This window comes from Meiothermus sp. (assembly GCF_026004075.1).
In the GTDB taxonomy this organism is placed as follows: Bacteria; Deinococcota; Deinococci; order Deinococcales; family Thermaceae; genus Meiothermus.
The window spans coordinates 1,633,806-1,659,809 of the sequence record NZ_BPIK01000001.1; the positions used below are offsets into that span (position 1 = coordinate 1,633,806).

Below are 26,004 nucleotides of genomic sequence, written 5' to 3' on the forward strand. Positions count from 1 at the left end.
TCGTGCTTAGGCCGGATGGGCCTTTAGCGCGATCTCCCCATCCTGGCGCACAATCTGCAAACGCCCCCCCTGCTTAAGCGGGCCAAAGAGCAGCAGATCGGCCAGGGGTTTCTTGATTTTTTCCTGGATCAGCCGGGCCAGCGGGCGGGCTCCCATCAGGCGGTCGTAGCCGTGCTCGGCCAGCCAGGCGGTGGCCTCGGGCTGCACCTCGAGCGCCACCTTGCGCTCTTTGAGCTGGGCCTCGAGCTGCCCCAGGAACTTGCCCACAATCTGCTGCATGATGGCCGGGGAAAGCGGGTTGAAGTGCACGATGGCGTCCAGGCGGTTGCGGAACTCCGGGGTGAACATGCGCTTGAGGGCCTCTTCGCTGGCCTCGCTGCGGGTGCCCCCCAGAAAGCCCACCCGCAGTTCGCTGGCCTCGGCGGCCCCGGCGTTGGTGGTCATGATCAGGATGGTGCTGCGGAAGTCCACGGTTTTGCCGTTGTGGTCGGTGAGCCGGCCATAGTCCATGACCTGCAACAAAATGGCGTAGAGGTCGGGGTGGGCCTTCTCGATCTCATCCAGCAGGAGCACGCAGTGGGGGTTTTGCAGCACCGCGTCGGTGAGGAGGCCGCCCTGGTCGAAGCCCACGTAGCCCGGCGGTGCACCGATGAGCCTCGAGACCGAGTGCTTCTCCATGTACTCCGACATATCGAAGCGCAGCAGCGGCACCCCCAGGGAGGCCGCGAGCTGGCGGGCCAGCTCGGTTTTGCCCACCCCGGTGGGGCCGGCGAACAGGTACGAACCCATGGGTTTTTGCGGGTCGCGCAGGCCGGCGCGCGCAAGCTTGATGGCGCTGGCGACTTCCTCCACCGCCCTGTCCTGCCCGAACACCGCGCGTTTTAGCTCCTGCTCGAGGCTGGCCAGCACGGCCTCGTCGTCACGGCTCAGGTTCTTGGCCGGAATGCGGGCGATGCGGGCCACGGTGGCCTCGACCTCGGCCACCCCGATGCGGTTCTTGCGCTTGCCCGGCGGCAGCAGGGCCTGGGCGGCCCCGGCCTCGTCCAGCACGTCCAGCGCGGAGTCGGGCAGGCGGCGCTCGGAAAGGTGGCGGGCCGCCAGCTCCACCGCCCGCTCGAGGGCCGCTTTGGTATAGGTGAGCTGGTGGTGGGCCTCCAGACGCGGCTTAAGCCCCTCCAGGATTTTCACCGCGTCGGCGTGGGAAGGCTCGCCGATGTCAATCTTCTGGAAGCGCCGGGCGATGGCCCGGTCTTTTTCGAAGTGCTTGTACTCGGCAAAGGTGGTGGCCCCAATGCACCGGAGTTTGCCGGTGAGGGCCGGCTTGAGCAGGTTGCTGGCGTCTACCGTAGAGCCGGTGGTGGAGCCTGCGCCCACGATGGTGTGAATCTCGTCTATGAACAGGATGGCGTTGGGATGGGCCTCGAGGGCCTTCATCACCGCCTTGACCCGCTCCTCGAAGTCGCCGCGGTAGCGGGTGCCGGCCAGCAGGCTGCCCATGTCCAGCGCGAAGACCTCGGCCCCCACCAGCCGGCTGGGCAGGGGAAGCGCTGCGGTCTGGGCCACGATGTGCTGGGCCAGCCCCTCCACCAGCGCGGTCTTGCCCACCCCAGGGTCGCCCACCAGCAGGGGGTTGTTCTTCTGCCGGCGGGAGAGCACGGTCAGGATGCGCTCGAGCTCCCTCTCCCGCCCAACGAGCGGGTCGAGCTCGCCCTTGCGGGCCCGTTCGGTGAGGTTGGTGCAGTAGGCCTCGAGGGGGTTCTGGGCCACACCCGCGCCCTCCTCGCCCATCTGCACGGGCTCGATGTTGGACGACGCCCCCCGCGGCAGGGCCCCCCTCGAGAGGGCCGAGGTCAGGTCGAGCCGGCTCACGCCAAGCTGCTCCAGCAGGGCATAGGCCGCCGACTGCCGCTCGTCCATGATGGCGACCAGCACATTGGCCCCGTTGGCCTGGTCGCGCCCGGCGGAGCGCATCTGCAACACCGCCCGCTGGATCACCCGCTGAAAAGCCGTGGTGGGCTCGGGTTCGCTGCCCGGAATGCGCTCGAACTGGCGCAGCGACTCCTCGAGCATCGCCCGCAGGTGTTCGAGGTTGACCTTGCAGTACTGCAACACCCGGCTGGCGTCGGGGTCGTCGAGCAGGGCCAGGAGCAGGTGCTCGAGGCCGGCGTACTCGTGCCCGCGCTCGAGGGCAATCTCCAGCGCGCGGCGGATGGTACGTTCAAGGGTGGGGGTCAGGGGGGTCTCCATACCTGCTGGCTCGAGTCTAGCAGGCCGGTGGTTTCCGATTGTTGCAAAAGTCGCCTGCTAGCCTCCGGTATGGCAAGCACACGCAGCGCCATGGGCCTTGGCGAAGGCTTCGCGGCCTTCGGTAAAGGACAGGTAGGCCAGGCCCAAAGCCCCCAGGCTATCCACAAACCAGATGCCGCTCAGGGTGTAAACCAGGCTCGACAGGAGCAGCAGGCCCGACATGTACATGCAGACCCGTGCACACTTGGCATCGGCCAGGATGGCCTCCGAGCCCAGCGCCACACCCGCCTGGGTTTTATAGTGAATCAGCGCCCACATCAGCGAGATCGAGATGACCGCAATCACCACGCCCGCCAGGGTGGTCTCGGGCTTGTGCTGGGTGCTCAGGTTGTAGAGGGCCATGGCCGAAAGAATCCCGGTCAGCCCGTAAAAACCGGTTCCGGTAATCTGTAAGGCAGTTTTCTCGAAGCGACCCTTGGGCGCTCCGGGGTACTGCCAGATGCGCAGCACCATCGCCAGAATGCCCAGGCCCGAGATCATCTCAATGAAGCTATCCAGGCCAAAGCCAAACAGGGTGAGGGACTCGTCGGCAACGCCGAACCATACCGAGACCAGGCCCTCGAGCAGGTTGTAAGCAACGGTCAGAATCGCCAGAACAAAGGCCAGCCGGTACCAGCGTTGATCCTGGGAGGAAAGATACATGCCCAAACCCTACCCCAGGCACCGGCGCTTTTTTGTACGTTTGGCACCTTGGATATTGCAATTCCGGCATCAAAAACCGGCCCTACTCGGGCTCCATGGTGCACTGCAGCGGATGGCCCTCGGCGCTGGCCGCCGCCATCACCTGGTTGACCTTGGTCTCGGCAATTTCAAAGGGATACACCCCGGCCACCCCCACCCCCGCGTGGTGCACCTGCAGCATGATGCGGGTGGCTTCGAGCCTGCTTTTTTTGAAATAGCGCATCAGCACCTCCACCACAAAGTCCATGGGGGTGTAGTCGTCGTTGAGCAGCAACACCTTGTAGCGCGGTGGGGTGCGGGTGGCGGTCTGACTGCGGGTCTTGGTGGCGCTGTCGCTCACAGTTTTTTAGTCTAGCAAACCACCGCCCTGTCGCGCTCGGAGCACCACCACAAAAGTCTCTGCCATCATGTCGTGCAGGGCCTGGTGGTCTTGATCCCACAGCACCAGCAGCAGGCCGAGGTTCAGTACCATGGCGTTCAGCCAGCGCCCCAGGCTTTCCCGCACAAAAGCCTGCCACAGGCTGGGGGGCCGCCCAACCTGGTTCACCACCCAAAGCCCCATCAGCTCCTTACCCAGGGTCTGGCCCGAGCGCGATAGCGGCAAGACCGCGTAGGTAAACCAGGCCAGCGGGGAGAACAGGCCAAATAGAATCAGGCCCTCGGTTGAAAAGTGGTGGCCCGGGTGGGTGGGCGGAAACAGCGCGGTTGCCGCCCGTACAATGCCAAACTGCAAGCCCGCCAGCACGCCCAAGTCGATCAAACCAGCCAGCAAGCGGCGGGCCAGGTAGCGCACGGTCGCGCGGGTGGGCTTGCGTCTCACCACACTTTTACTCTAACGCCCAATGGCTAGGCTGGGGGTGTGCCAAACCGACTTGCCAAGGAAAGCAGCCCCTATCTTTTGCAGCACGCCCATAACCCGGTGGACTGGTACCCCTGGGGCGAGGAAGCCTTCTCCAAAGCCAGGGCCGAAAACAAGCCCATTTTTTTGTCGGTGGGGTACGCCACCTGCCACTGGTGCCACGTGATGGAGCGGGAGAGCTTCGAAGACCCCGAAGTGGCTCAATTTCTGAATGCCCATTTCGTGCCCATCAAGGTAGACCGCGAGGAGCGGCCTGATGTGGATCAGGTCTACATGTCGGCCCTGCAGGCCATGACCGGCTCGGGCGGCTGGCCCATGAACATGTTCCTGATGCCCGACCTGCGGCCCTTTTTTGGCGGAACCTACTGGCCGCCCGAAGACCGGCAGGGCTTCCCCAGCTTCCGGCGGGTGCTGGCCGGCGTACACAATGCCTGGCTGCACCAGCAAAAAGAGGTTTTGGAGAACGCCGAGCAGCTCACCACGTACCTGCAAGACCAGCTCAAACCACGGGCAGGGGTCTTGTCAGAGGAACTGCACACTGCTGCCCTGGCCGGGTTATCCAGGGCCTTCGACCAGGCCTATGGCGGCTTTGGGGGTGCGCCCAAATTTCCCCAATCACCGGGCCTGTTGTATTTGCTCTCCCACGCCTGGTTGGGCGACGAAACCGCTTGGAAACACCTTCAGCTCACGCTGGATCGGATGGCCGAAGGTGGCATCTACGACCAGGTAGGGGGTGGCTTCCACCGCTACGCCGTGGACGGCATCTGGCGGGTGCCGCACTTCGAAAAAATGCTTTACGACAATGCCCAGCTAGCCCGGCTTTACGCTGCAGCCAGCCGAATGCCCCAGGCCACCTTTGAGCAAGCCCGGCGCTACCGACGGATTGCTCAAGAGACCCTGGACTATGTGTTACGGGAAATGACCGGGCCAAAGGGCGAGTTCTGGTCGGCCCAGGATGCCGACTCGGAGGGTGTGGAAGGAAAATTCTATGTCTGGCAGGAGGCCGAAATCCGTGAAATTCTAGGTGCGGAGGCCGATGCTGCCATCAAGCTCTTCGGCGTCTCGGAGGCCGGCAACTGGGAGCACAGCAACGTGCTGGAACGCCGCTTCCCCGATCAGGCCTTGATGCAAAGCCTGGGTATGGGGCCCGAAGCCTACCAGAGCTGGGTTAACAGCGTTCGCCAGCGCCTCTACGAAGTTCGCAAAAAACGCGTCTGGCCCCTCACCGACGACAAAGTGCTGGCCGACTGGAACGGCCTGATGCTGCGGGCCATGGCCGATGTGGGACGCTGGCTGGAACAGCCCCAGTATATCGAGGCCGCCCGCAAAAATGCGTCGTTTGTGATGCAGGAGATGTACCAAGACGGTCTGCTGCGGCATAGCTGGCGCAACGGTCTGCTCAAGCCCCAGGCCTATCTGAGCGACCAGGCCCAGTACGGACTGGGTCTATTGGCGCTCTTTGAGGCCACCGGGGAGATGGGGTGGCTCGAGAATGCCCTAAAACTGGCTGAGGCCATTCTGAGCCACTTCAAGGAGCCCGAGGGGGCCTTTCGCGACTCGCTGGACACCACCCTGCCGGTCAAGGCCCGGGATGCCTACGATGGCCCTTATCCATCGGGGAATGCTTCGGCTGCCGAGCTACTGTTCCGGCTGGCAGCGCTTTATGAGCGCCCGGACTGGCATCGGGCGGCTCTTTCGGCGGTGGAGTTCTATGCCCAGAGTCTGGCACGCAATGCCTTTGGCTTTCCGGCCTTGCTCCAGGCCCACCTGGTGGGCACCCGCGGCAGCGAGCTGGCCCTGGTAGCACCAACAGAGATGATCCACCCCATTCGCCAGTGGTTTTTGCCCCTCACCACCCTGGCCTATGGCCCACCCAACGCGCTCCCGGTTCTGCAAAACCGAGAGCCCGGTCTGGCGTACCTGTGCCAGCACGGGGCCTGCCGCCTTCCTGTGAACAGCCCGGAAAAACTCTGGGGGGAGCTCGAGGTCATCTACCCGGGCCTAGCAACCCAAAGCTAGGTGCCCTGCTGCTAATATTCTCCCGGGAAGCGCAAATAGGTGCTCAAACGGGAAAACACCGTTTGTTACAACGGGCCAAGGGGCGAAGCTGCCCGTGGGGAAGTTAGAGCCTGCGGTCTTTTGCACCCCGTCATTCCGGCAGCCGCGATAAGCTGGGCCTATGCGTGTTTTGTTTGTCGGCGATGTCTTTGGAGAGCCGGGCTTGCGGGCCGTGGCGATGCACCTTCCCGACCTACGCCCCCACTACGATCTGGTCGTCGTCAATGGCGAGAACGCCCACCACGGCAAGGGCCTGTCCAAGCCCGCCTACCGCAAACTGCGCGAAGCCGGTGCCGACCTGATCACCCTGGGTAACCACGCCTGGGATCACAAAGACGTCTACGAACTCATCGAAACCGAGCCGATCATTCGCGCCCTCAACTACCCCCCCGGCACGCCCGGGCAAGGCCACTGGGTGCTCGAGGCCAAAGGTGAAAAACTCCTGGTGATGCAGGTGATGGGACAGGTCAACATGGGCCTGAACCTCTACGACCCCTTCCGCAGCAGCGAGGCCTTGCTGGCCGAGGTCGAGCACGACTACGCATTGCTCGAGGTGCACGCCGAGGCCACCAGCGAGAAATATGCATTAGGCCACTACCTGGGCGGCAAGATCGCAGCCCTGCTGGGCACCCACACCCACGTCCAGACCGCCGATGCCGGCTTTCTAGCCAATGGCACCGCCATCCAGGCCGACGTGGGCATGACCGGCCCCATTCACTCCATCATCGGGGGTGAGATCGAGAGCTTCCTGGGCCGCTTCATCACCCAGCGGCCCACCCCCTTCAAGGCTGCCCCAGGTCGGGCCATGTTCTGCGCGACCGAGCTGGTTTTGGAAGGGGGCCGGTGCACCTCGATCCGGCCTATGCGCTGGGATGAGCCTGTTTAGCCGGTTATGCATGTACTTCCATGTTTCGGCTGCAAGGCCAACCAATAGTTTGGAATAGTTCTGATTATGACATTCATGGTGGATTTTTGCCAAGAATAGCTCTTCGGTACTGGCTTGTCGCGGTTCCCTGATTTTGAGGATTGCTGGGTTCTTTCCGAAAACCGCTCTGGTCAGCCAACAGCCAAACAGCGCATTTCGATTTTGCAACACAAGTGTAGCCGGCAACACAAACGTTTTGGCTGCCCAACTTAGTGTATTTGCATGCAACTACTGGTTCAGTGGTCTGACCAATAAGGGGGCTGGCTTCCGATGGTGCGCCCGACCCGTGTTTCCGAGAAGCTCGCCAAAGACCTCGAGCAGCTGCTTCAGGACGGCGTTTGGCGGCCTGGCGACCAGTTGCCTGGTGAGCGCGACCTGGCCAGCCGCTTTGGCGTGAGCCGCTCTTCGGTGCGGGAGGCCTTGCGCATCCTCGAGCTTCACGGCTGGGTGGAAATCCGGCAGGGGGACGGGACACGGGTGGCCTCTCCTTCGGAGAGCTTTGGTCGCCGCTTGCGCTCGAGGCTGCACCAGGAAGACTTCATCGTCGAGCTTTTTGAGGTACGCCGCATCCTGGAGCCAGCGGTGGCCGCCCTGGCCGCGGAGCGCAGCCACCCACAGGGGGTTACCCGGCTCGAGGAATTGCTCGCTCAGCAGCAGGCAGCCAAAGGAGATCTGTACCGATTTGTCGAGCTCGACATGTTCTTTCACAAAACCCTGGCCGATATGAGCCGCAACGCGGTGCTGAGCGAGATCGTAAGCTTACTGGAAGTCGAGTTGCGACAGATCCGCCTGGTATCCACCGCTAAACGCTACCGCCCAGAAATTACCCTTTCTGAGCACCTGCGCATCCTCGAGGCCATTCGGGCTTCCGACCCCGAAGCGGCCCGTCAGGCTATGTTGGCCCACCTGAGCACGGTTGAAAACTCGGCCAAAATCAAGGAGGTAGACCGATGAAAAAGTGGTTGGCAGCAGTTGTTCTCTGGAGCCTGGGCGGTTTGGGGCTGGCCCAAACGGTCACGGTGGGGTTGGACGCCGACCCCCCCAACCTCGACCCCCTGCTTTCTTCTGCCCTCGTGGATCGGCAGGTGCAGAACCAGATTTACGACAAGCTGGTCGATCTTGACGAAAACCTGCGCATCGTGCCCATGCTGGCAACCAGCTGGCGCGTAGAGGAAGACGGCAAGGTCTATGTTTTCAACCTGCGGCAGGGCGTCAAGTTCCACGACGGCACCGACTTCAATGCCGAGGCGGTCAAGTTCAACCTGGATCGCTACCGCAGCGCCCCCGGTTCCCGCCGCTCGGGCGAGCTCTCGCTCATCACCAACGTGCAGGTTGTCAACCCCTATACCGTGCGGGTGACCCTACGGGAGCCCTTCGCACCCTTCCTGGCCATCCTGTCCGACCGCTCAGGGATGATGGTCAGCCCCACGGCTGTCCAGAGGCTAGGGGCCGAGTTTGGCAACAACCCCGTGGGCACCGGGCCCTTCAAGTTCGTGGAGCGGCGCCGGCAGGATCGCATCGTGCTGGCGCGCAACGAAAACTACTGGCAGCGCGGCCTTCCCCGCATCGAGCAGCTCGTTTACCGCCCGTTCCCCGACGACGACGTGCGGGTTGCCAACCTGCTCTCGGGTGCGGTGAGCATCATTACCCCGGTAGCCGCTAAAGACCTCGCAGCCATCCGCAATAACCCCAACCTTGTGGTCAACAACTTCCCGGGCATCGGCTACCAGGGCATCTGGCTCAACCACACCAAGGGGCCCTTTACCAACAAAGCCTTGCGTCAGGCTTTTGCCGCCACCATTGACCGCGATGTGGTAGACCGGGTGGTGTTTTTGGGCACGGCCCTCCCTTCCAATGGGCCCTTCCCCCCCGGCACCCTGGCGCACGACAAAACCATTCCCGTTCCCAAGCGCGACCTGGCCCTGGCCCGGCAGAAGCTGGCCGAAGGCGGCCGTCCACAGGGCTTCAGCTTTACCCTGACCATTGCGCCTGGCCCCGTTTTGGCCCAGTTGGCCCAGGTGTATCAGGCTATGGCCGCCGAAGCAGGCATTCAGGTGCGCATCGAGCAGGTGGAGTTTGGCACCTTGCTGGATAGGGCCGCTAAGCTGGAGCTCGAGGCGGTGGCGGTGGGCTGGAGCGGGCGGCCCGACCCCGACGGCAACATCTACGACTTCGTTCGCTGCAAAGCACCCAACAACTACTCCGGTTACTGCAACCCGCGGGTGGACAACCTGCTCAACCGGGCGCGCACCGTGCGGCTGCCGGAGGCCCGCCGCGACCTGTACAGCCAGATCACCAAAATCATCCAGGAAGACCTGCCCTACATCTACGTCTACCACCCCCAGACCACCATCGGCGTGAGCCGCCGCCTGAGCGGCCTTCCGGTTATTCCTGATGGCATCCTGCGCTTCCGCAGCGTGAGCCTGGGCGGTCAGTAGGAGCTAAAAGCGGTGTTCCTCTTCGTCCTGCGGCGCTTGATGGGTGGATTGCCCACCCTGTTGCTGGTCACAGTGCTGGTTTTTACGCTGACCCGGGTGTTACCGGGTGACCCGGCCCGGCTGCTGCTGGGCGAAGAGGCCACCCCCGAGCTGGTCGCGCAAATCCGAGAGGAACTGGGGCTCAACCGGCCCATCCTGGTGCAGTATGCCGACTGGCTGTGGGGCCTGGTGAGGGGTGATCTGGGGCGCTCGATTCGCGGCAACGAGCTGGTAGCCCCCATTATCTGGCAAAAACTACCCACCACCCTGGAGCTCAGCTTGTTCTCGCTTTTGGTGGCCATCGCGATTGGCATTCCGGCGGGGGTGCTGGCGGCGTTGCGAAGAAACACCGCAATTGATGCAAGCGTGACCGTGATGGCCCTTTCGGGCATCTCGATCCCTAACTTTTTTCTGGGCATCTTGCTGATATATGCCTTTAGAGCCTGCTAACTAGCTGTTCGTAAAAGCTCCACAGTTTTCGCTGTCATCAGAATCGAAAAAGCCAACCAGTGCCAACCTCGCAAGGTCTCAGCCAGCCGCTCATAGTCTCGCGCCAGCCTGCGAAACCGGGATGTCCAGGCAAACGAACGTTCCACCACCCAACGCTTCGGCAGCAGCACGAATCCTCGTTTGGCCCCTTCCACCTTGACCACACACAGGGCGATGCCTTCCGCCTCTGCCGCTTGTGCCGCTTCCTCCCCAGTGTAACCCTGATCCACAAAGGCCACTTCCACCTGCTCCCCCGTCACTTCCTGCACCTGTTGACTGAGGGCTCCCACCTGGGCCCGTTCCTGTTCACTGGCCGCCGTTACTACCAGGGCCAGCAGATGCCCCAGGGTATCTACCGCCAGGTGAACTTTGCTTCCCTTGCGTCGTTTGTACCCATCGTATCCGGCCCGCTCCCCACTTTGCGGGGTGGACTGTAGGGTGCGAGCATCGTAGATGGCAGCGCTGGGATGGGCGGCTTTGCCCTGGAGCATTCGCAGGGTCATGCGCAGGTCGTGTACCAGGTCTTCGAAGACCCCCCGGTTCATCCAGCGGTAGGCTTGCGCCTGAACGATATGGGGGGGTGGGAAGTCGTGGGGCAGGTAGTCCCACTGAGCACCGGTTCGAACCATCCAGCGCAGGGCGTTGAACACTTCGCGCAGGTCGTACTTGCGCTGGGGTGCTTCCAGCGGGGCGAGGGTCAAATAGGGCAGCACCAGAGCCCATTCCTCATCACGGACGTCCGATGGGTAAGCACGGCGGTTCATGCTCTAAACATAACTGCAGTGCCTGATTTGGGTAAGGTGGTTTGTAGATTCTAGCATCCGGCTGGCCTGGATACCGCCTTCCGGCTACGTTGAGCCCTGGGTAGACCTGCAGAAAAACCTTCTCCTGATGCTGATGCCCGCCATTACCCTGGGTACCGCGCTGGCCGGCGCCATCGCCCGCTTCACCCGCAACAGCATGCTGGAGGTGCTCTCGCAGGACTACGTGCGCACCGCACGAGCCAAGGGTCTGGAAGGCCGGGTGGTGGTGTACAAGCACGCCTTGCGCAACGCCGCTATCCCGGTCGTAACGGTGATCGGTTTGCAGCTAGGCGGTTTGTTGGGAGGCGCGGTGGTCACCGAGCAGGTTTTCTCCATCCCCGGCTTTGGGCGGCTGCTGGTGGACTCGGTCTTCAACCGCGACTTCCCGGTTTTGCAGGCGGTGGTGCTGATCTCGGCCCTAGCGGTGTTTCTGATCAACGTGCTCACCGACCTGCTCTATGCGGCCATTGACCCGCGCATCCGCTACCACTGAGATGAGCAACCGTACGCTACGTGCCTTTTTTGCCAATCGCCTGGCCCTGGCCGGGATGGTCATGCTGTTGCTGCTGGTGCTGGGGGCCATCTTCGCGCCCATCCTGGTGCCTTATAGCCCTACCTCGACCGATTTCAGCGCCCTGCAACAACCCCCCTCGAGCCAGCACTGGTTTGGCACCGACCAGCTCGGGCGGGACATCTTCTCGAGGGTGCTCTATGGGGCTCGTGTCTCGCTGGCCGCGGGCTTAATCTCGGTGCTGCTGGCCCTGCTGCTGGGGGGCCTGATCGGGCTGGTGGCTGGCTTTTACGGCGGTTGGATTGACGATGTGCTGATGCGCCTGACCGACGCCATGCTGGCCTTTCCATTTCTGGTGCTGGCCATCGCCCTGGCCGCCGTGCTGGGCCCGAGCCTGCAAAACACCATGCTGGCGATTGGGGTGGTCACCACCCCGGTGTTTGCCCGCCTGATTCGCGGACAGGTGCTGGCCGAACGCCCCCGCGAGTATGTGCAGGCCGCCGTCGCCCTGGGCGGCAGCGATGGCCGCATCATCACCCGGCACCTGTTACCCAACATACTGGGGCCATTAATCGTTCAGGTGAGCCTGAGCACGGCCACGGCGGTGCTGGCCGAGGCCACCCTGTCCTTTCTGGGGTTGGGGGTGCAGCCACCCACGCCTTCGTGGGGCTCGATGCTCAACGATGCTCGAGGCTACCTGAGCCAGGCACCCTACATGGCCCTGTTCCCAGGCCTCGCTATCTTTTTGGCGGTGCTGGCCTTTAATCTGATTGGGGACGGCCTGCGCGATGCCCTGGATCCGCGCATGAAGAAGTAGGGCGGGTGCAAAAATTACGCCCAATTTCAGAAAGGTCCCGTGCTATGAACCTCAACCAGTATCCCTATCCCTCCCGCCGCAACGTGGTGACCGGCAAACGGGGCGCAGTAGCCACCAGCCAGCCCCAGGCCGCCCTGGCCGGCATGGAGATGCTCCTGGCCGGGGGCAACGCGGTGGATGCGGCCCTGGCTATGGCTATAGCCCTGACCGTGCTCGAGCCCACCTCCAACGGCATCGGCTCCGATGCGTTCGCCCTGGTGCACGATGGACAGAAACTGCACGGCCTGAGCGCCAACGGCCTGAGTCCGGCTGGTCTGGACTTTGCGACCTTTGCCGCAGGCGGAGCGGTGCCCACCCGCGGCTGGCTACCGGTCACGGTGCCGGGGGCACCCGACGCCTGGCGCGAGCTGCATCAAAAGTTTGGCAAGCTGCCCTTCGAACGGCTTTTCGAGCCGGCCATCCGCTACGGCGAGGAGGGCTTTGCCGTCACCCCCGAGACCGGGCGCAACTGGCGGCGCATCGAGGCGGTGTATGGCCCCCTGCAGGACGCCTGTTTTCAACCCTTCAAAGCGGTGTTCATGCCCGGCGGCAAGGCCCCCCGGCCTGGCGAGATCTGGCGCAGCCCGCGGCACGCCGAGACCCTGCGGGAGCTGGCCCGCACCCACACCGAGAGTTTTTACCGCGGTAAACTGGCCGACCGGATCGCCGATTTTGCCGCGGCCACCGGGGGTTACCTGACCCACGCCGACCTGGCCGCCTACCGCTCGGAGTGGGTGGAGCCCCTCTCGGTGCGGTACCGGGGCCTCGAGGTACACCAGATACCCCCTCCAGGGCAGGGCATCGCGGCCCTGATGGCGCTGAAAATCCTCGAGGGCTTCGAGCTAAGCCAGTACCCCCGCGACTCGGTGGAGGGCTTCCACCTGCAGCTCGAGGCCATGAAACTGGCCTTTGCCGACGTGCAAAAATACGTGGGTGACCCCCGCTACATGACCGTCTCAGCCACCGACCTGCTGAACCCGGACTACCTGGCCCAGCGCCGGAGCCTGATAGGCGAGCAGGCCCTGCCGGTGCAGGCCGGTGCGCCCCAAGGGGGCACCGTCTACCTGTGCGCCGCCGACGGCGAGCTACAGGTCTCCTTTATCCAGTCCAACTACATGGGCTTTGGGGCCGGTATTGTGGTGGACGGCACCGGTATCTCGCTGCAAAACCGGGGTGCCGGTTTTGTGCTGGATGAAGGGCACGTCAACCAGTATGCGCCGGCCAAGAAACCCTTCCACACCATCATCCCCGGCTTCCTCACCCGCGAGGGCAAGCCCCTGGGGCCCTTTGGGGTGATGGGCGGGCATATGCAGCCCCAGGGGCATCTACAGGTGGTGGTGAACCTGGAAGACTACCACATGAACCCCCAGGCCGCCCTGGACGCCCCCCGCTGGCAGTGGACGCGGGGCCTTCGGGTGGAGCTCGAGCCCGCTGTGCCCCTGCACGTGGTGCAGGGCCTCAGAGAACGCGGCCACGAGGTGGTGCTGCAAAGCGAGTGGGCCTCGTTTGGCCGGGGCCAGATGATTTTGAAGCCCGCCGAAGCCTTCCTAGCCGCCACCGAGCCCCGTGCCGATGGCATGGCCCTGGCGTGGTGAGCTATTCTCCCTCGTCGAGCCGGAAACCAACCAGGAGCGTGACCTGGTAGGTGTTCACATAGCCGTCGGTCAGGCTGCCGCGAATCTCCTTGACCTCGAACCAGTCCAGGTTCCGCAGGGTTCGGCGGGCTCGAGCCAGCGCTACTTTGATAGCGTCCTCGAGGCTCTCTGAACTGCTGCCTACCAGCTCCACCTTCTTGTAGACCTTGCTCATCTGTGACCCCCTTGGCCCCAGGATATCTTACGGGTAGACGGATAAATGGCCCGGTAAGGTAATGATAATCAACTTGGCAGGCCCAGCAGAAGCCTTTAAGCGCGGCTATAGTGAACGACCCCGTCAAGCTCGAGCCGCTTTACCTGCCCCTCGGCCACCAGATACTCCAGGTGCGCCAGGGTTTCCGACCAGGCGAAGCGCCGCTGGGCCAGGTTGAGGTCGCCCGGAAACAGCCCCAGCGATAGCTGCCAGCAGGTTTGGGGCGTGCTATCCATAAGGCCGAGCAAGAACCCCAGCCGCTCACGGTGGTGGGCCTTAAGCTCGGCCACCCGCCCGGCGATGTCCCGGATGGGCCGGTAGTGCCCCGGCAGGGCCAGCGAAGCCCCCAGGGCGGCGGTTTTCTCCAGCGAGTCGAAGTAGTGCTGCAAAGGGTTGGGGTATGAGTAGGCCCAGAGGCCAATGTTGGGCGAGATGCGCTCTAAGATCTGGTCTCCGGCCAGCAGCACACCATCCGACTCGCGCAGCAGCATGGCGTGGCCGTCGGCGTGGCCGGGCGTCCAGACCGCGCGGAAGCGCATGCCCGCGAGCGTAAGGGCCTGTCCATCACCAAAGATCTGAAGGTTCCGGGCCGGGTGCACCCGGCTGCGGGTTTTAGCCATCTCCCGGCCCAGGTCGCTCAGGTAGGCCTCGCTCACCCCGTGCCGCTGGAACAACGCCTGCCCGATGCGGGTCATCTCCTCGGGCTCGCTCCAGAAGATGTGCCCTCGAGCCTTCTCCACGTCCAGCATCCAGACCGTAGGCCCCTGGGCCTCGATCAGCCCGGCCAGGCCGTAGTGGTCGGGGTGGTGGTGGGTCACCACCAGGTGTTGAAGGTCACTAAATTCCAGCCCGTGCTCTTGCAGGGCGGCCTCGAGGCCGCTCCGGGCCTCCGGGGTATCCAGCGCACAGTCCACCAGCACCGGGCCCTCACCAACCCCAGGGCCCGGCACAAGCAGGTAACAGTTCACATACTTGAAGGGGTACGGGATGGGAACCGGGATGGCAAATATGCCCGGCGCAACCTCGGAAGACAGGCGGGTGGCACGTGCCATGCATAGATTGTACCAAGTCAAACTTTTTTGGCTACACGAAAAGTAAACGGCTCTGGACACAACATGGGCCCGACGTGGTACGATCAAATCCCGTGATAGTCTGGCTGCTCTACCGCAGGGGTTGAGCGTTAGTAAGCCAAGTTTTCGTAGCGCTGCGTCGGGTAGCGCAGCACGGGGGTTTGTTTATGAAATACATTTTTGTGACCGGCGGTGTGGTGAGCAGTCTGGGCAAGGGCATCCTTACCTCGAGCCTGGGGGCCATTTTGCGGGGGCGCGGCTACCGGGTGACCGCTATCAAAATTGACCCTTATGTCAACGTGGACGCCGGTACCATGCGCCCCTACGAGCACGGCGAGGTGTTCGTCACCGGCGATGGGGCCGAGACCGACCTGGACATTGGCCACTACGAGCGCTTTCTGGACATAGACCTCTCACGGGCCAACAACATCACCACCGGCCAGGTGTATCTGTCGGTGATCCAGAAAGAGCGCCGCGGGGAGTACCTTTCCCAGACCGTGCAGGTGATTCCCCATATCACCGACGAGATCAAAGACCGCATCCGCCGCGCCGCCCAGGAGCAAAACGCCGAGATTGTGGTGGTGGAGGTGGGGGGTACGGTGGGCGACATCGAGAGCCTGCCCTTCCTGGAGGCCATCCGCCAGTTTCAGTTCGACGAAGACGATCAGGACATCATGTATCTGCACCTGACGTTGGTGCCCTACTTTGCTGCCTCCGAGGAGTTCAAAACCAAACCCACCCAGCACTCGGTCTCCACCCTGCGCGGGGTGGGTATCCAGCCCGATGTGCTGGTGCTGCGCTCGGAGAAGATGGTGCCGGAGGATGTGCGTAAAAAAGTGGCCCTATTTACCAACGTGCACGCTGGCGAGGTCTTCAGCAGCCCCACCGTGCAGTACCTCTACGAGATGCCTTTGGTGCTGGAGGAGCAGGGCCTGGGACGGGTGGTAGAGAAAAAGCTGGGCCTCGAGCCCATCCAGCCCAACCTGAGCTTCTGGCAGAACGCCGTGCGCAAACTCAAGCAGCCCGCCGCCGAGGTGACGGTGGCCTTCGTGGGCAAGTATGTGAAGATGCCCGACGCCTACCTGAGCATCCTGGAAGGCTTCCGCCACGCCGGCATCGCCCACGACGCACGGGTCAACGTCCAGTGGGTCAACGCCGAGGAAATTACCGACCTGGCTAAGGCCGCCGAGCTGCTGGGCGATGTGGACGGTGTGCTGGTGGGGCCGGGTTTTGGCATCCGGGGGGTGGAGGGCAAAATCCTGGCGGCCCGCTACGCCCGCGAGCACCGGCTGCCCTATTTTGGCATCTGCCTGGGGTTGCAGATTGCGGTGATCGAGTACGCCCGAAATGTGCTGGGCCTCGAGGGGGCCAACAGCACCGAGTTCGACCCCTACACCCCCCACCCGGTGATTGACCTGATGCCCGAGCAGCTAGAGGTCGAGGGGATGGGCGGCACCATGCGGCTGGGCAACTGGCCCATGCGCATTCACCCCGAAACCCTGCTCTACAAGCTCTACGGCAAGGAACTGGTCTACGAGCGCCACCGCCACCGCTACGAGGTCAACCCCGCCTACGTGCAGCGGCTCATCGAGGGCGGCCTGACGGTCTCGGCGGTCACGCCCGGTGTGCAGGGCCGCGGTGAGGGACTGGTGGAGGCGATTGAACTGGCCGACCACCCCTTCTTTATTGGCCTGCAAGCCCACCCCGAGCTCTCCAGCCGCCCCATGCGGGTCTCACCGCCCTTCTTTGGCTTCATTGGCGCCGCCCTCGAGCGCAGGCGGCAGGCCCTGTTCCAGTCCATCTAGCCCGGCCCAGGGCTACTGCTGATTGGCGAAGTGCCGGGCGGTGCGCCCGGAAAAACCCCGCCCCCCCAGGGCAAACTGCAAGGCTGCCGTGCGGGTGTCGGGGTCTAGCTCCCTTCCGAGCAGGTGGGCCACGGCCTCCAGATAAAGCTGTTGGTCGAAGGGCGGAAAGGTGAGCACCAGCCCAAAACGGTCGGCCAGGGCCAGCTTGTCCTGCAGGGTGTCCCAGGAAGCGGGGTCGCTGGCGTTGGGGTCGGGGCGCTCGGCCCAGTGCTGGGAGACCAGGTTGCGCCGGTTGGAGGTTGCCACCACCAGCACGTTGGCGGGCCGTTCGTAGACCGCGCCCTCGAGCAGTACCTTGAGCCGGTGGAATCGCTCATCCCCCTCGGCAAAGGCCAGGTCGTCCATGAACAGCACAAAGCGAAACGGCAACGGGGCCAGCTCCTCCATCAGCAGGGGAAGCTGATCCAGCCCCTCGGATAAAACCTCCACCAGCCGCAGGCCGCGCTCGGCGTAGTGGGTGCGCAGGGCTTTGACCGAGGTGGATTTGCCGGAGCCTCGAGCCCCGTACAGCAGCATCGGCACCGCCGGTTTTCCGGCCAAAAAACGTTCGATGTTGGTGCGCAGCATGCCAATTTGCCGGGTGTAGCCCACCAAGTCGTCAAAACGCGCCGGATCGGGCTTTTCCACGGCCCTTACCTGTCCATCGAACACGAAAGCGCTGTGGTGAGTGTAAATTCCATATCCATAGATCCGATAAAGCGCCTGCACATCCATCGACGAGCCGCGCAGGAGCACGTCCAGCGCCTCAACCTCGGCCGGGCTGGGCTCACGATTCCCAAAGTCGGCATACGGGTATTGCTTCCTGAGGTGCTCCAGCTCGCGCCGCAGGCGTGCTAGCTCTTCGTCAATCCAGGCCGCCAACCCAGGGCTCAAAGGCTCGCAAAGCAGCCGCCGGGGCACAGCTTCGCTGGCCAGTATCCGTTGGGCCAGTACCCAGGCCCAGGGCTCCCCTTTGGGCACTCGAGCATGAAACAGTTCGGTCAGTGGGTTTTGATCCAGCGGAGGGAAAAGCTGCATTGGGGGTTATTTTAGCCCAGTCGCAGCCAAAAATGCCCGGCACTTTCAGCTAAGCACAAAGAAGCTACGCTCTAACGCCGGTTTTACTAGGGTTGGCAGCCTCCATGGCCTCCTTGCCGGAGGGCGAGGTGATACGCTTGATAAAAATGTCAACCAGCTTGGGATCGAGCTTTTTACCCTTGAGGCGGTTAAGTTCCTCGATAATTTCCGCAGGTTTCCAGGCCCGCTTGTAGGGGCGAGGGCTGTAAAGCGCATCGAAGGTATCCACCACCGCAAATATACGTGCCAGGACGGGGATGTCCTGACCCTTCAAACCGTCGGGGTAACCGCTGCCGTCCCAGTTTTCGTGGTGGTGGCGCACCACCTCAAGGGTTTCCTGAGGCAGAAAGGGCACCCGCGAGAGCATCTCCCAACCCCTCACCACGTGGCTTTTCATAATCTCCCATTCTTCATCGTTGAGCTTATCGGGCTTGCGCAGAATGTTGTCGGGGATGGAAAGTTTACCGATATCGTGCAGGTAGGCCCCCCAGCGCAGGAACTTGCGCATAGAAGCATCGAGGCCCACGTCCTGCGCGAGTTGATCAGACCAGGCCACCACCCGCTTGGTATGACCCTGGGTCTCGTGGTCGCGGAATTCCAGCGCCAGCCCCAAAGCGCGCAGCGTGCCGTCGTAAGCGTCCTCGAGCTGCTTGAGGGCTTCCATCTGGCCCAGCTGCGCCCCCATTATTCGAGCCAGCGAGTTGGCTATGGCTTTTTCGTCTGATTGAAAGGGCTTATTTCCCTCACGGGCCAGAATAATCACTCCAAGTGGGCGTTTCTGTCGAGCCGAGACTGGCACTGCAGCTGTAGACCAGCCCGCGCTTTCGGGAATGCCCTCGAGGTAGTTTCCTACCGTAAAGTTGTCGGTGAGGGAGGCGTGGGTACTCAGCTTCTGTTGGGGTAGGTGGCGCCCCCGGTAGCGCTCGAGGGCCCCACGCGCGCTAACCACCACCGGCTTGCCTTCTCGAAAGCGCACGAAGGCCAGGTGTGGAGCAATATCGAGGTGGTACAGCGACGTCATGGCACTCTCGGTGAGCTCCAAGGGGTCGTTGGACATACTGATATCCAAGCTCGCTTCTTCTAACAAATGCATGTAACGCAGGGACTCTTCAAGTTCCCTCTGCGAGCGACGATCACGCTCACGCAACCAGGCTATAAAGCCCAGGGCTACCAGCCCAGGTAACGTGGTCACTAAAAGGCTGTCCAGGCTCAGGTTTGGTTTGGGGAACAGGTGCTGGATCACCGTATAAACAAGTACCAGTGACCCAACCCACACCAGGCTTCGTGGCCCCCCCTTCCAGACCCAAGGGATCAAGAACAAAAAACTAAAAGTCTGGTAAATGTCCGGGAGAAACAAAAACGAAACAACCCCCCAGCCTAGCAAAGCCGCCACACTCAGAAGAATTTGATTGCGCGATGTTTTCCTATTCAAAATCCCCATAGCACGTACGCTGCTCTAAATGTAGCATTCAAACAAAAGACCCTTAGGTCATTTGTCGCAAAATGCCCATAGCCGGGATTGCTTGAGAGGCAAAATAAAAACCAGGGCGGTTCACCCTGGTTTCTTGCTAGAATCTACAAACCACCTTACCCAAATCAGGCACTGCAGTTATGTTTAGAGCATGAACCGCCGTGCTTACCCATCGGACGTCCGTGATGAGGAATGGGCTCTGGTGCTGCCCTATTTGACCCTCGCCCCGCTGAAGCACCCCAGCGCAAGTACGACCTGCGCGAAGTGTTCAACGCCCTGCGCTGGATGGTTCGAACCGGTGCTCAGTGGGACTACCTGCCCCACGACTTCCCACCCCCCCATATCGTTCAGGCGCAAGCCTACCGCTGGATGAACCGGGGGGTCTTCGAAGACCTGTACACGACCTGCGCATGACCCTGCGAATGCTCCAGGGCAAAGCCGCCCATCCCAGCGCTGCCATCTACGATGCTCGCACCCTACAGTCCACCCCGCAAAGTGGGGAGCGGGCCGGATACGATGGGTACAAACGACGCAAGGGAAGCAAAGTTCACCTGGCGGTAGATACCCTGGGGCATCTGCTGGCCCTGGTAGTAACGGCGGCCAGTGAACAGGAACGGGCCCAGGTGGGAGCCCTCAGTCAACAGGTGCAGGAAGTGACGGGGGAGCAGGTGGAAGTGGCCTTTGTGGATCAGGGTTACACTGGGGAGGAAGCGGCACAAGCGGCAGAGGCGGAAGGCATCGCCCTGTGTGTGGTCAAGGTGGAAGGGGCCAAACGAGGATTCGTGCTGCTGCCGAAGCGTTGGGTGGTGGAACGTTCGTTTGCCTGGACATCCCGGTTTCGCAGGCTGGCGCGAGACTATGAGCGGCTGGCTGAGACCTTGCGAGGTTGGCACTGGTTGGCTTTTTCGATTCTGATGACAGCGAAAACTGTGGAGCTTTTACGAACAGCTAGTTAGCAGGCTCTAAGCCTGGTGGGCTGTGCAGGAATCGAACCTGCAACCCACTGATTAAGAGAAGACCAAAAACCCCTCGGCTGCTCACGACTGCTTACGGATATGCCCTTGTTTATCGCAAAAATCAAGAGTGTGTTTCCGTGCACGTTCGGCTGTTTTCGGCTCCATAAACCGTAAATAAACCGTAGAAAACCGTAGTGGTTTTGTGTCGTCCTGGTGCGGCTTGGTGTGCTATTCTCTAAAAAGAAAATCCCCTGGCCGAGAAGACCAGGAGCGCCTTGGACTGGCTACCTTGATTTTATCGGCCATAGGGGGCAGGAGGCAACCACATGGCCGAACTGTGGACAAATCCCAAAAATCCGGATGATGGTTTTCTGATAACCCGCTACCGCCTCGAGTTTTGGCGTGCGCTAATAGCGCACGCTCCCTCATGTCTGGCCTACCTGAGAGAGCGCGGCGTGGAGGCCTGGCTGGAGCGCTATGGCCTGCCACAGGAGCCTTACGGTATCTGGGCGAAAGAGTACCTGAAAAATCAAGACCAATACTTGCCAGACTTCAGGGAGTTTGGGCTGGAACCCCCGAGTACCGAATCTTTATCCGATCGCTTCATGGCCTTTACCGGCACATTCGACCCACGCGTGATGAGCGCGAGTTCCTTCAGACAAATGGCTCATAAGGCAGTGGAGCAATACATAAAGGATGTTGAGAACGACTACCAGTACTGGGGCTGGCAAAAGACGCGCGTAAAATACAACCTTCAACACTTCACATGGCTGGCGTTGAGACTCGAGGGGCTGTCCTGGGCGGAAATAGCCGACCGCACAGACCCGCCGGTGGGCGAGGACGCGGTACGCAAGGCAGTAAACCGGCTTGCTGAGATGCTGGGGCTTACCGGACATTTGGCTGAGACCTAAATTTCCTTCAGTTTGAACGTCCACTTTCAGAACATGGGGGCATGAACGAGTTACCCCCACTACTTACCGTTGAAGAAGTCCGGCGTTTGATTGGCCGTCACCGTGTTGGCCGCGACCAGTTGTACAAACTGGCGCGGCAGTATGGCATGGCCCTGGGCAAGAGGTACCTGATGCCGCGCCGCGTGGTGCTGGCCCTGCTTGAGGGCCGCCTTGACGAGCTCGAGGAGAAAAGCCCCGCTGGGCAAAGCGGGGCTGCGTGAGGTGCTGGCGTTATGGGACAGATTTACTTTAGCACGGATGACTTGGCCGCCGCGCGCGTCACCCTCGAGGCCGCCGGATTCACGGTTGAAACACCACCGCCTGCTGTCCTGGAGCACAACGTCTTGCTGGTGGCCTACCATCCCGAGACCTTCGAGGGCTATCTGCTCACGCCGCAAGAGATCAAGCTGGTGGCCTATCAGGGACTGGTGACGCTGGACTCCGGTTATCCCGATCCGCGTCCGCGGTGGCAGCGCGACGAACGCCGCCGCGCGGAGAAGTACGTTGAAGCCGCACTCGCGCGTGCGATTGTCGAGGTGCAGAGCGCCGCGCCTGGCAACCGGAACAACGTCCTGTCTCGAGTCGCGTTCAGTCTTGGACAGCTTGAGAACCTGGGGCTTGACCGGATGCGCGTTCAGGACGCACTCGAGGAAGCCGCGCTGTCTATCGGTTTGAGCCTCCAGGAGGCCCGCTGCACCATCCGCCGGGGCCTCGAGAAAGGGAGCCAGGCCCCCCGTGACCTGCCGGATAACCGGTCAGGTTTTGGAGCATTTTGGAGTTTTGGAGCACCCCCCCACTCCAAAACCTTTAGCGATAATGATGGGCATTCTTCTGGTTTTGGAGTTTTGGAGCATAGAACTAAGAAGCCGGTGCTCCGATTCCAAAAACCGCGACTGGGGAGGTAGTGATGGGACTCCAGCGCATTGACCTATCCTCCCCCCTGCCTGCTATCACCTGGCTGTGGCAGGGCCTCATCCCTCAGGGGTTCGTGACGGTTATTGGAGCGCTGCCCGGGGAGGGCAAGACCGCTTTCATGTCCGGCCTGGCCTGGCAGTGCACGCGCCCGCGCGGGGAGGTGCTGGGCAGGCCGGTGCTGTCCACCTCGCCGGTGGTTTATGTCGACTTTGACGCGTCCACCGGGGATGGCCGCGCCATCCGGGGCTGGCTGGAGAAGCACAAGGCCGCCCATCCCGACGGGGATATGGGCCGGTTTACCCTCCTGGAACCGGATGGGGAAACTTACGGTCTGGGAGAAGACGAGCTGGCGCTGCTGCGGGAGGTAGTCCTCGAGGTCGGGGCGGGGCTGGTGGTGGTGGACAGTTTTATGGCCGCCTTCCCGATGGACACGATAAAAGCGCACTTGGTGCAGGGGGCCTTCTACCACCTGCGCCGCCTGGCGCTGGAGACCGGGGCCGCCGTGGTGGTGATTGACCACCTGCCCAAACCGATGGCCGGGGAGAGAGCGGGGGCACGGGGCCTTCTGGGGAGCATCGCCAAAACCGCACAGGCCCGGGCGGTGCACATCCTGACGCGCGTCCCCCCTGCCGAGGTGGAGGGCCGCCACCTCCTCAGGTGGGAAGTACTCAAAAACTCCTTTGCGCCGGTAGTGGAGCCTTTCGGCGTGGAGCTTCTGTTCCAGGACGGGCAGGTGAGGTTCCTCGAGGCCGACCTTCCCGAGGGGGGCAATCCGCGCAAGGACAAGGCCCGCGCCGCCGTCCTCGAGGCCCTACAGGGCGGCGCGGTTGTGCCCAAGGCCGACCTGGTACAGGCCATCATCCAGGCCGCGAACGTCCACGCCAAGACCGCCGAGCGCTACTTGGACGAAATAGCGGACGCTGTAGGACTCCAGAAGGCCGTCCTCCCCGGCCAGGGGAGGCCGGTGGGCTACCGACTGCCTGAAGCGCCCCCTCTGCCGGGGGAGGTTTTGGAGCACTCCCATATCTCTATCTCTATGCTCCAAAACTCCAAAACACCACAATCGCCGTCAGGGACGCAAAATGTTTTGGAGCAGGGGGATGCTCCAAAACTCCAAAATGCTCCAAAACCTGAGCGCCTGGAGGACGGTGGGGGGGAGTGGGAGGTCATTGACCTATGAACCCCTGGGCCGCCCTCTTCTCCCGCCTGCCGGAGGTGGTGGCCCGCCTCGAGGCGCATCCCCATCCGCTGCTGCTGGTGGAGGTGGACGGTGAGGTCGTGGCCCGGCTGGTGCGCCCGAGCCGGGACGACCTGGCCCGCCACAGCCGGTGGCCGGGGATGCCGCGCCTCACCGCTGAAGAGTGGCTGCACGAGGCGCTGTCCAGGGTGATGAGCTATTATCCCGCACCGCGCCACAGCATCACCTTGCTGGCGGGCCCTCATCCTGTGGCGGTGGTGCGGCGCAAGCAGGAGGCCGCCTAGATGAGGGGGGATGGGAGTTGAAAATATGGCAACCATCGCACAAGTAACACGCTTACGCCGCCGAAAGCCCGGAGACCTGAAGCAACTAAAAGCCGTTTTGTGGAATGTCCTCATCGAGGCCGAGTCCATCGCGCTTGACCGGACTCTGGAGGCCGCCACACGTCTGAAAGCCATTCACGGCTTGTCTACAGCGGCTGGAACCTATCTGAAGACGCTTGAGCTCGCCGATCTCGAGGCCCGGCTCGAGCAGTTGGAAGAGCGTGTGCAAGCACTAGGAGGTCAGGTATGAAAAGCAGGATAGACAGACTCTTTGAGCGACTGACCCGTCCCGAGACCACCATCACGATAGAACGCTCTTACGGCAAACCATCACAGCCCCTCACGCGGGAGCAGGAGGCCGAACTCGAGCGGCTGTGTGAGCAGGTGCGCCGGGAGCACCCGCACGCGATTTTGGTTGTCCGCTATACCAGGGATGGCAAGGTCACGGTCACACCTACTGGTGAGGGTTGACCGGCTCACCACCGGGTGCTGGAGTCCACCTCCAGCACCCGGTCAAAATGCGCACTTATTTACGAAAGTACGTTTTTCGGTAGGCAACCGTGTATAATCCCGATATGCCAAAAGGTGAGAAGTTGCATCTGGTGAGACCCCCACGTGAGGCCCTGGCCGCCCGGTGGGGTTTGCGGCTGTTCGAGGATGGGGAGACCGGGGAGCGGGTTTACATCCGCGCCCCTGCTGTGGTGCTCGAGCGGTTCAAAGCGCTACCCCCGGACAAGCGGGGTGAGGTGGTGATGGTCGGTCTCGAGGCTTTAGGACTGGAGGTGCAGGATGGCAAAAAAGCGCGGTAAGGGTGGGGGTACAACCTACTTGCACAAAGCATCAGGCCGCTGGTGCGCCGAACTGAACCTGGGTTATGACGGGGACGGCAAACCGCTAAGGGTGCGGAGCTACCACCCGACCCGCAAAGAGGCCGAGGCCTGGCTTGCCGAGCAGGTGGCCCTCTACCACAAGGGACTGCTGGCCGACCCCTCCACCGTCACGCTTCAGGAATGGGCCGAACGCTGGCTCGAGCGCAAGCGCCGGGAGGTCAGGCCGCGCACCTTCGAGTCCTACCGGTACGAGCTGGGGCTGGTGCTGCCCACCCTGGGCAAGCTGCCCTTGCAAAAAATCACACCGTCACATATCCGTGCCCTGGTGGACAATCTCTTGCAGACCCGAAAACCCCGCACCGCCCGAGCAGTGCGCACCCGGCTGCACGCCATATTCGAGGAAGCACTGAACCTCGAGGTCATTCACCGCAACCCTGTATCCCCTGTGAAGGTCAAACTACCCCGAGGCTCCACTACCGACCGCGCCGGTAGATCGCTGGAGGCTCACGAGGCCGCCGCCCTGCTTACGGCTTTGGATACCTACAAGGACGAGAGAATCGCCCTCTCGTTGCGCCTCATGCTCAACCTGGGGCTACGGGTGGGTGAGTGCCTGGGCCTACAGTGGCAAGACCTTGACCTCGAGGCCGGAACCCTCACCATCCGCCGGGCCTGGAGTGATGGACGGCTCACAGAACCCAAGACCCCATCGAGCCGCCGCACCCTACCCGTCCCGCACAGCACCCTGGAGCGGCTGAGGGCCTATCACGCCATGTGGGAAGACCGGCTGGGCGAGACCCCACCCGCTACGCTGTGGCTATTCCCTGGGAACGACCCCACAAGGCCCCTGGACTACCGGGCCCCCGCTCATGCCCTCCGCCGAATCGTGAAGGCCCTGGGCATTCCGCCCTTGCGGGTGCACGACCTCAGACACTCTTACGGTAGCCACCTGCTGGCGAACGGTGCACCCCTTGAGCTTGTGTCCGAGCGCATGGGGCATGCGAACGCCAACATCACCCTCTCGATTTACCGACACGTCCTCGAGCACGAGCGGCAGGGGTGGGTGGTGGATGTGGAGACCCTACTTTCACGACCACGAGCTAAGGCCTGAATCCATAAACCGTAAAATCACCGTAAAAGGACAAACCCGAGGGTAAGCATCCCTCGGGTTTTTCTCGTCCTGGACTTGGTGGGCTGTGCAGGAATCGAACCTGCAACCCACTGATTAAGAGTCAGTTGCTCTGCCAATTGAGCTAACAGCCCAAGCAAAACACAAATATAGCGACAGTATCACCTTCTGTCAATATGGGGGGTGCGTCCAGATGTATGGCCAGGGCCACCCAATTACACCCCCTTGACGAGAAGGACTAAACTAGCTACTATTTTGCTTGCCCTGAGCCGGGATGGCGGAATTGGTAGACGCACATGATTCAGGGTCATGCGCCCGCAAGGGTGTGCAGGTTCAAGTCCTGTTCCCGGCACCAAGTGCCCCCTCGAGCAAGAGGGGGTTTTCTTTTGTTCCACTGACCCTTTTTCGCCGGAGGGTGCTAAGGGAGCCT

The 26,004-nt window shown here is 62.3% G+C and carries 27 protein-coding genes, 2 tRNA genes and 1 pseudogene; 20 read left to right on the plus strand and 10 right to left on the minus strand.

Features of this window, described 5'->3' with window-relative positions:
* Positions 1-6: 6 nt before the first annotated feature.
* The 4 genes from clpA to Q0X18_RS07815 all read right to left on the minus strand — a co-directional run bounded on the left by clpA (position 7) and on the right by Q0X18_RS07815 (position 3,811).
* Positions 7-2,247, minus strand: a complete 2,241-nt coding sequence (gene clpA / locus Q0X18_RS07800) for an ATP-dependent Clp protease ATP-binding subunit ClpA (RefSeq protein WP_297560655.1) — start codon at positions 2,245-2,247, stop codon at positions 7-9.
* Between the two features lie 57 nt (positions 2,248-2,304).
* Positions 2,305-2,949 carry a hypothetical protein gene (locus Q0X18_RS07805; protein ID WP_297560663.1) on the minus strand — a complete coding sequence of 215 codons (645 nt, stop codon included), beginning with the start codon at positions 2,947-2,949 and terminating at the stop codon, positions 2,305-2,307.
* 82 nt (positions 2,950-3,031) lie between these two features.
* On the minus strand, positions 3,032-3,328 hold the full coding sequence (clpS, locus tag Q0X18_RS07810; protein WP_297560666.1) for an ATP-dependent Clp protease adapter ClpS: 297 nt from the start codon (positions 3,326-3,328) through the stop codon (positions 3,032-3,034).
* Between the two features lie 6 nt (positions 3,329-3,334).
* Complete coding sequence (locus tag Q0X18_RS07815) at positions 3,335-3,811, minus strand: RDD family protein (RefSeq protein WP_297560669.1); 477 nt, start codon at positions 3,809-3,811, stop codon at positions 3,335-3,337.
* 36 nt (positions 3,812-3,847) lie between these two features.
* Between Q0X18_RS07815 and Q0X18_RS07820 the strand changes: the two genes are divergently transcribed.
* From Q0X18_RS07820 to Q0X18_RS07840, 5 genes are all read left to right on the plus strand, one after another.
* A complete protein-coding gene (locus Q0X18_RS07820; RefSeq protein WP_297560671.1) occupies positions 3,848-5,866 on the plus strand; it encodes a thioredoxin domain-containing protein in 2,019 nt (672 codons plus the stop codon).
* 160 nt (positions 5,867-6,026) lie between these two features.
* Positions 6,027-6,791, plus strand: coding sequence for a TIGR00282 family metallophosphoesterase (locus Q0X18_RS07825; RefSeq protein WP_297560674.1), 765 nt, complete (start codon positions 6,027-6,029; stop codon positions 6,789-6,791).
* A 309-nt stretch (positions 6,792-7,100) separates the two neighbouring features.
* On the plus strand, positions 7,101-7,784 hold the full coding sequence (locus Q0X18_RS07830; RefSeq protein ID WP_297560676.1) for a FadR/GntR family transcriptional regulator: 684 nt from the start codon (positions 7,101-7,103) through the stop codon (positions 7,782-7,784).
* Positions 7,781-9,268 (plus strand): ABC transporter substrate-binding protein, encoded by a 1,488-nt coding sequence (locus Q0X18_RS07835; RefSeq protein WP_297560678.1) that lies wholly within the window; start codon positions 7,781-7,783, stop codon positions 9,266-9,268. Before Q0X18_RS07830 ends, Q0X18_RS07835 begins: the two co-directional genes overlap by 4 nt.
* 12 nt (positions 9,269-9,280) lie before the next feature.
* Complete coding sequence (locus Q0X18_RS07840; protein ID WP_297560680.1) at positions 9,281-9,757, plus strand: ABC transporter permease; 477 nt, start codon at positions 9,281-9,283, stop codon at positions 9,755-9,757.
* Here the strand turns inward: Q0X18_RS07840 and Q0X18_RS07845 are convergent.
* Complete coding sequence (locus Q0X18_RS07845; RefSeq protein ID WP_119342530.1) at positions 9,754-10,560, minus strand: IS5 family transposase; 807 nt, start codon at positions 10,558-10,560, stop codon at positions 9,754-9,756. The two genes, Q0X18_RS07840 and Q0X18_RS07845, sit on opposite strands and share 4 nt — an antisense overlap.
* Before the next feature lie 127 nt (positions 10,561-10,687).
* Between Q0X18_RS07845 and Q0X18_RS07850 the strand changes: the two genes are divergently transcribed.
* From Q0X18_RS07850 to Q0X18_RS07860, 3 genes are read left to right on the plus strand one after another with little or no spacing between them, the layout of a single operon-like run.
* Positions 10,688-11,092 (plus strand): ABC transporter permease, encoded by a 405-nt coding sequence (locus Q0X18_RS07850; RefSeq protein ID WP_374707508.1) that lies wholly within the window; start codon positions 10,688-10,690, stop codon positions 11,090-11,092.
* A 1-nt stretch (position 11,093) separates the two neighbouring features.
* Complete coding sequence (gene nikC, locus Q0X18_RS07855; RefSeq protein ID WP_297560683.1) at positions 11,094-11,927, plus strand: nickel transporter permease; 834 nt, start codon at positions 11,094-11,096, stop codon at positions 11,925-11,927.
* Positions 11,928-11,971: 44 nt separating this feature from the next.
* Complete coding sequence (locus tag Q0X18_RS07860) at positions 11,972-13,561, plus strand: gamma-glutamyltransferase family protein (RefSeq protein ID WP_297560685.1); 1,590 nt, start codon at positions 11,972-11,974, stop codon at positions 13,559-13,561.
* A gap of 1 nt (position 13,562) precedes the next feature.
* On the opposite strand, the gene Q0X18_RS07865 is transcribed toward Q0X18_RS07860, so the two are convergent.
* Together Q0X18_RS07865 and Q0X18_RS07870 are read right to left on the minus strand one after the other, a co-directional pair.
* A complete protein-coding gene (locus tag Q0X18_RS07865; protein WP_297560688.1) occupies positions 13,563-13,775 on the minus strand; it encodes a dodecin in 213 nt (70 codons plus the stop codon).
* A 95-nt stretch (positions 13,776-13,870) separates the two neighbouring features.
* On the minus strand, positions 13,871-14,866 hold the full coding sequence (locus Q0X18_RS07870) for an MBL fold metallo-hydrolase (RefSeq protein WP_297560691.1): 996 nt from the start codon (positions 14,864-14,866) through the stop codon (positions 13,871-13,873).
* Between the two features lie 185 nt (positions 14,867-15,051).
* Here Q0X18_RS07870 and Q0X18_RS07875 point away from each other — a divergent pair, with 185 nt between their 5' ends.
* Positions 15,052-16,689 carry a CTP synthase gene (locus Q0X18_RS07875; protein WP_297560693.1) on the plus strand — a complete coding sequence of 546 codons (1,638 nt, stop codon included), beginning with the start codon at positions 15,052-15,054 and terminating at the stop codon, positions 16,687-16,689.
* A gap of 12 nt (positions 16,690-16,701) precedes the next feature.
* Here the strand turns inward: Q0X18_RS07875 and Q0X18_RS07880 are convergent, their stop codons facing one another.
* Both Q0X18_RS07880 and Q0X18_RS07885 read right to left on the minus strand, forming a co-directional pair.
* On the minus strand, positions 16,702-17,766 hold the full coding sequence (locus Q0X18_RS07880) for a DUF815 domain-containing protein (protein WP_297560695.1): 1,065 nt from the start codon (positions 17,764-17,766) through the stop codon (positions 16,702-16,704).
* Positions 17,767-17,830: 64 nt separating this feature from the next.
* Positions 17,831-18,862, minus strand: coding sequence for an HD-GYP domain-containing protein (locus Q0X18_RS07885; protein WP_297560697.1), 1,032 nt, complete (start codon positions 18,860-18,862; stop codon positions 17,831-17,833).
* Positions 18,863-19,427: 565 nt separating this feature from the next.
* On the opposite strand from Q0X18_RS07885, the pseudogene Q0X18_RS07890 reads away from it, so the two are divergent.
* From Q0X18_RS07890 to Q0X18_RS07935, 10 genes and pseudogenes are all read left to right on the plus strand, one after another.
* Positions 19,428-20,232: pseudogene (locus Q0X18_RS07890) on the plus strand (IS5 family transposase).
* Between the two features lie 326 nt (positions 20,233-20,558).
* Positions 20,559-21,143 (plus strand): hypothetical protein, encoded by a 585-nt coding sequence (locus tag Q0X18_RS07895; protein ID WP_297560699.1) that lies wholly within the window; start codon positions 20,559-20,561, stop codon positions 21,141-21,143.
* A 41-nt stretch (positions 21,144-21,184) separates the two neighbouring features.
* The gene (locus Q0X18_RS07900) at positions 21,185-21,403 is read left to right on the plus strand and encodes a hypothetical protein (RefSeq protein WP_297560701.1); all 219 of its coding nucleotides are present in this window, start codon (positions 21,185-21,187) and stop codon (positions 21,401-21,403) included.
* A gap of 12 nt (positions 21,404-21,415) precedes the next feature.
* A complete protein-coding gene (locus Q0X18_RS07905) occupies positions 21,416-22,087 on the plus strand; it encodes a hypothetical protein (RefSeq protein ID WP_297560704.1) in 672 nt (223 codons plus the stop codon).
* Positions 22,088-22,089: 2 nt separating this feature from the next.
* The gene (locus Q0X18_RS07910; protein WP_297560706.1) at positions 22,090-23,277 is read left to right on the plus strand and encodes an AAA family ATPase; all 1,188 of its coding nucleotides are present in this window, start codon (positions 22,090-22,092) and stop codon (positions 23,275-23,277) included.
* The gene (locus Q0X18_RS07915; RefSeq protein WP_297560708.1) at positions 23,274-23,579 is read left to right on the plus strand and encodes a hypothetical protein; all 306 of its coding nucleotides are present in this window, start codon (positions 23,274-23,276) and stop codon (positions 23,577-23,579) included. The genes Q0X18_RS07910 and Q0X18_RS07915 overlap by 4 nt, the downstream gene beginning before the upstream one ends.
* A 25-nt stretch (positions 23,580-23,604) precedes the next feature.
* A complete protein-coding gene (locus Q0X18_RS07920) occupies positions 23,605-23,868 on the plus strand; it encodes a hypothetical protein (protein WP_297560710.1) in 264 nt (87 codons plus the stop codon).
* The gene (locus Q0X18_RS07925; RefSeq protein ID WP_297560712.1) at positions 23,865-24,089 is read left to right on the plus strand and encodes a hypothetical protein; all 225 of its coding nucleotides are present in this window, start codon (positions 23,865-23,867) and stop codon (positions 24,087-24,089) included. The genes Q0X18_RS07920 and Q0X18_RS07925 overlap by 4 nt, the downstream gene beginning before the upstream one ends.
* Before the next feature lie 104 nt (positions 24,090-24,193).
* The gene (locus Q0X18_RS07930) at positions 24,194-24,427 is read left to right on the plus strand and encodes a hypothetical protein (protein ID WP_297560714.1); all 234 of its coding nucleotides are present in this window, start codon (positions 24,194-24,196) and stop codon (positions 24,425-24,427) included.
* Entirely contained in the window at positions 24,408-25,556 is a 1,149-nt protein-coding gene (locus Q0X18_RS07935; protein WP_297560716.1) for a site-specific integrase, read from the plus strand. The genes Q0X18_RS07930 and Q0X18_RS07935 overlap by 20 nt, the downstream gene beginning before the upstream one ends.
* Positions 25,557-25,632: 76 nt before the next feature.
* Here Q0X18_RS07935 and Q0X18_RS07940 read toward each other — a convergent pair.
* A tRNA-Lys gene (locus Q0X18_RS07940) sits at positions 25,633-25,708 on the minus strand.
* A gap of 134 nt (positions 25,709-25,842) precedes the next feature.
* Between Q0X18_RS07940 and Q0X18_RS07945 the strand changes: the two genes are divergently transcribed.
* Positions 25,843-25,929, plus strand: a tRNA-Leu gene (locus tag Q0X18_RS07945).
* Positions 25,930-26,004 lie beyond the last annotated feature (75 nt).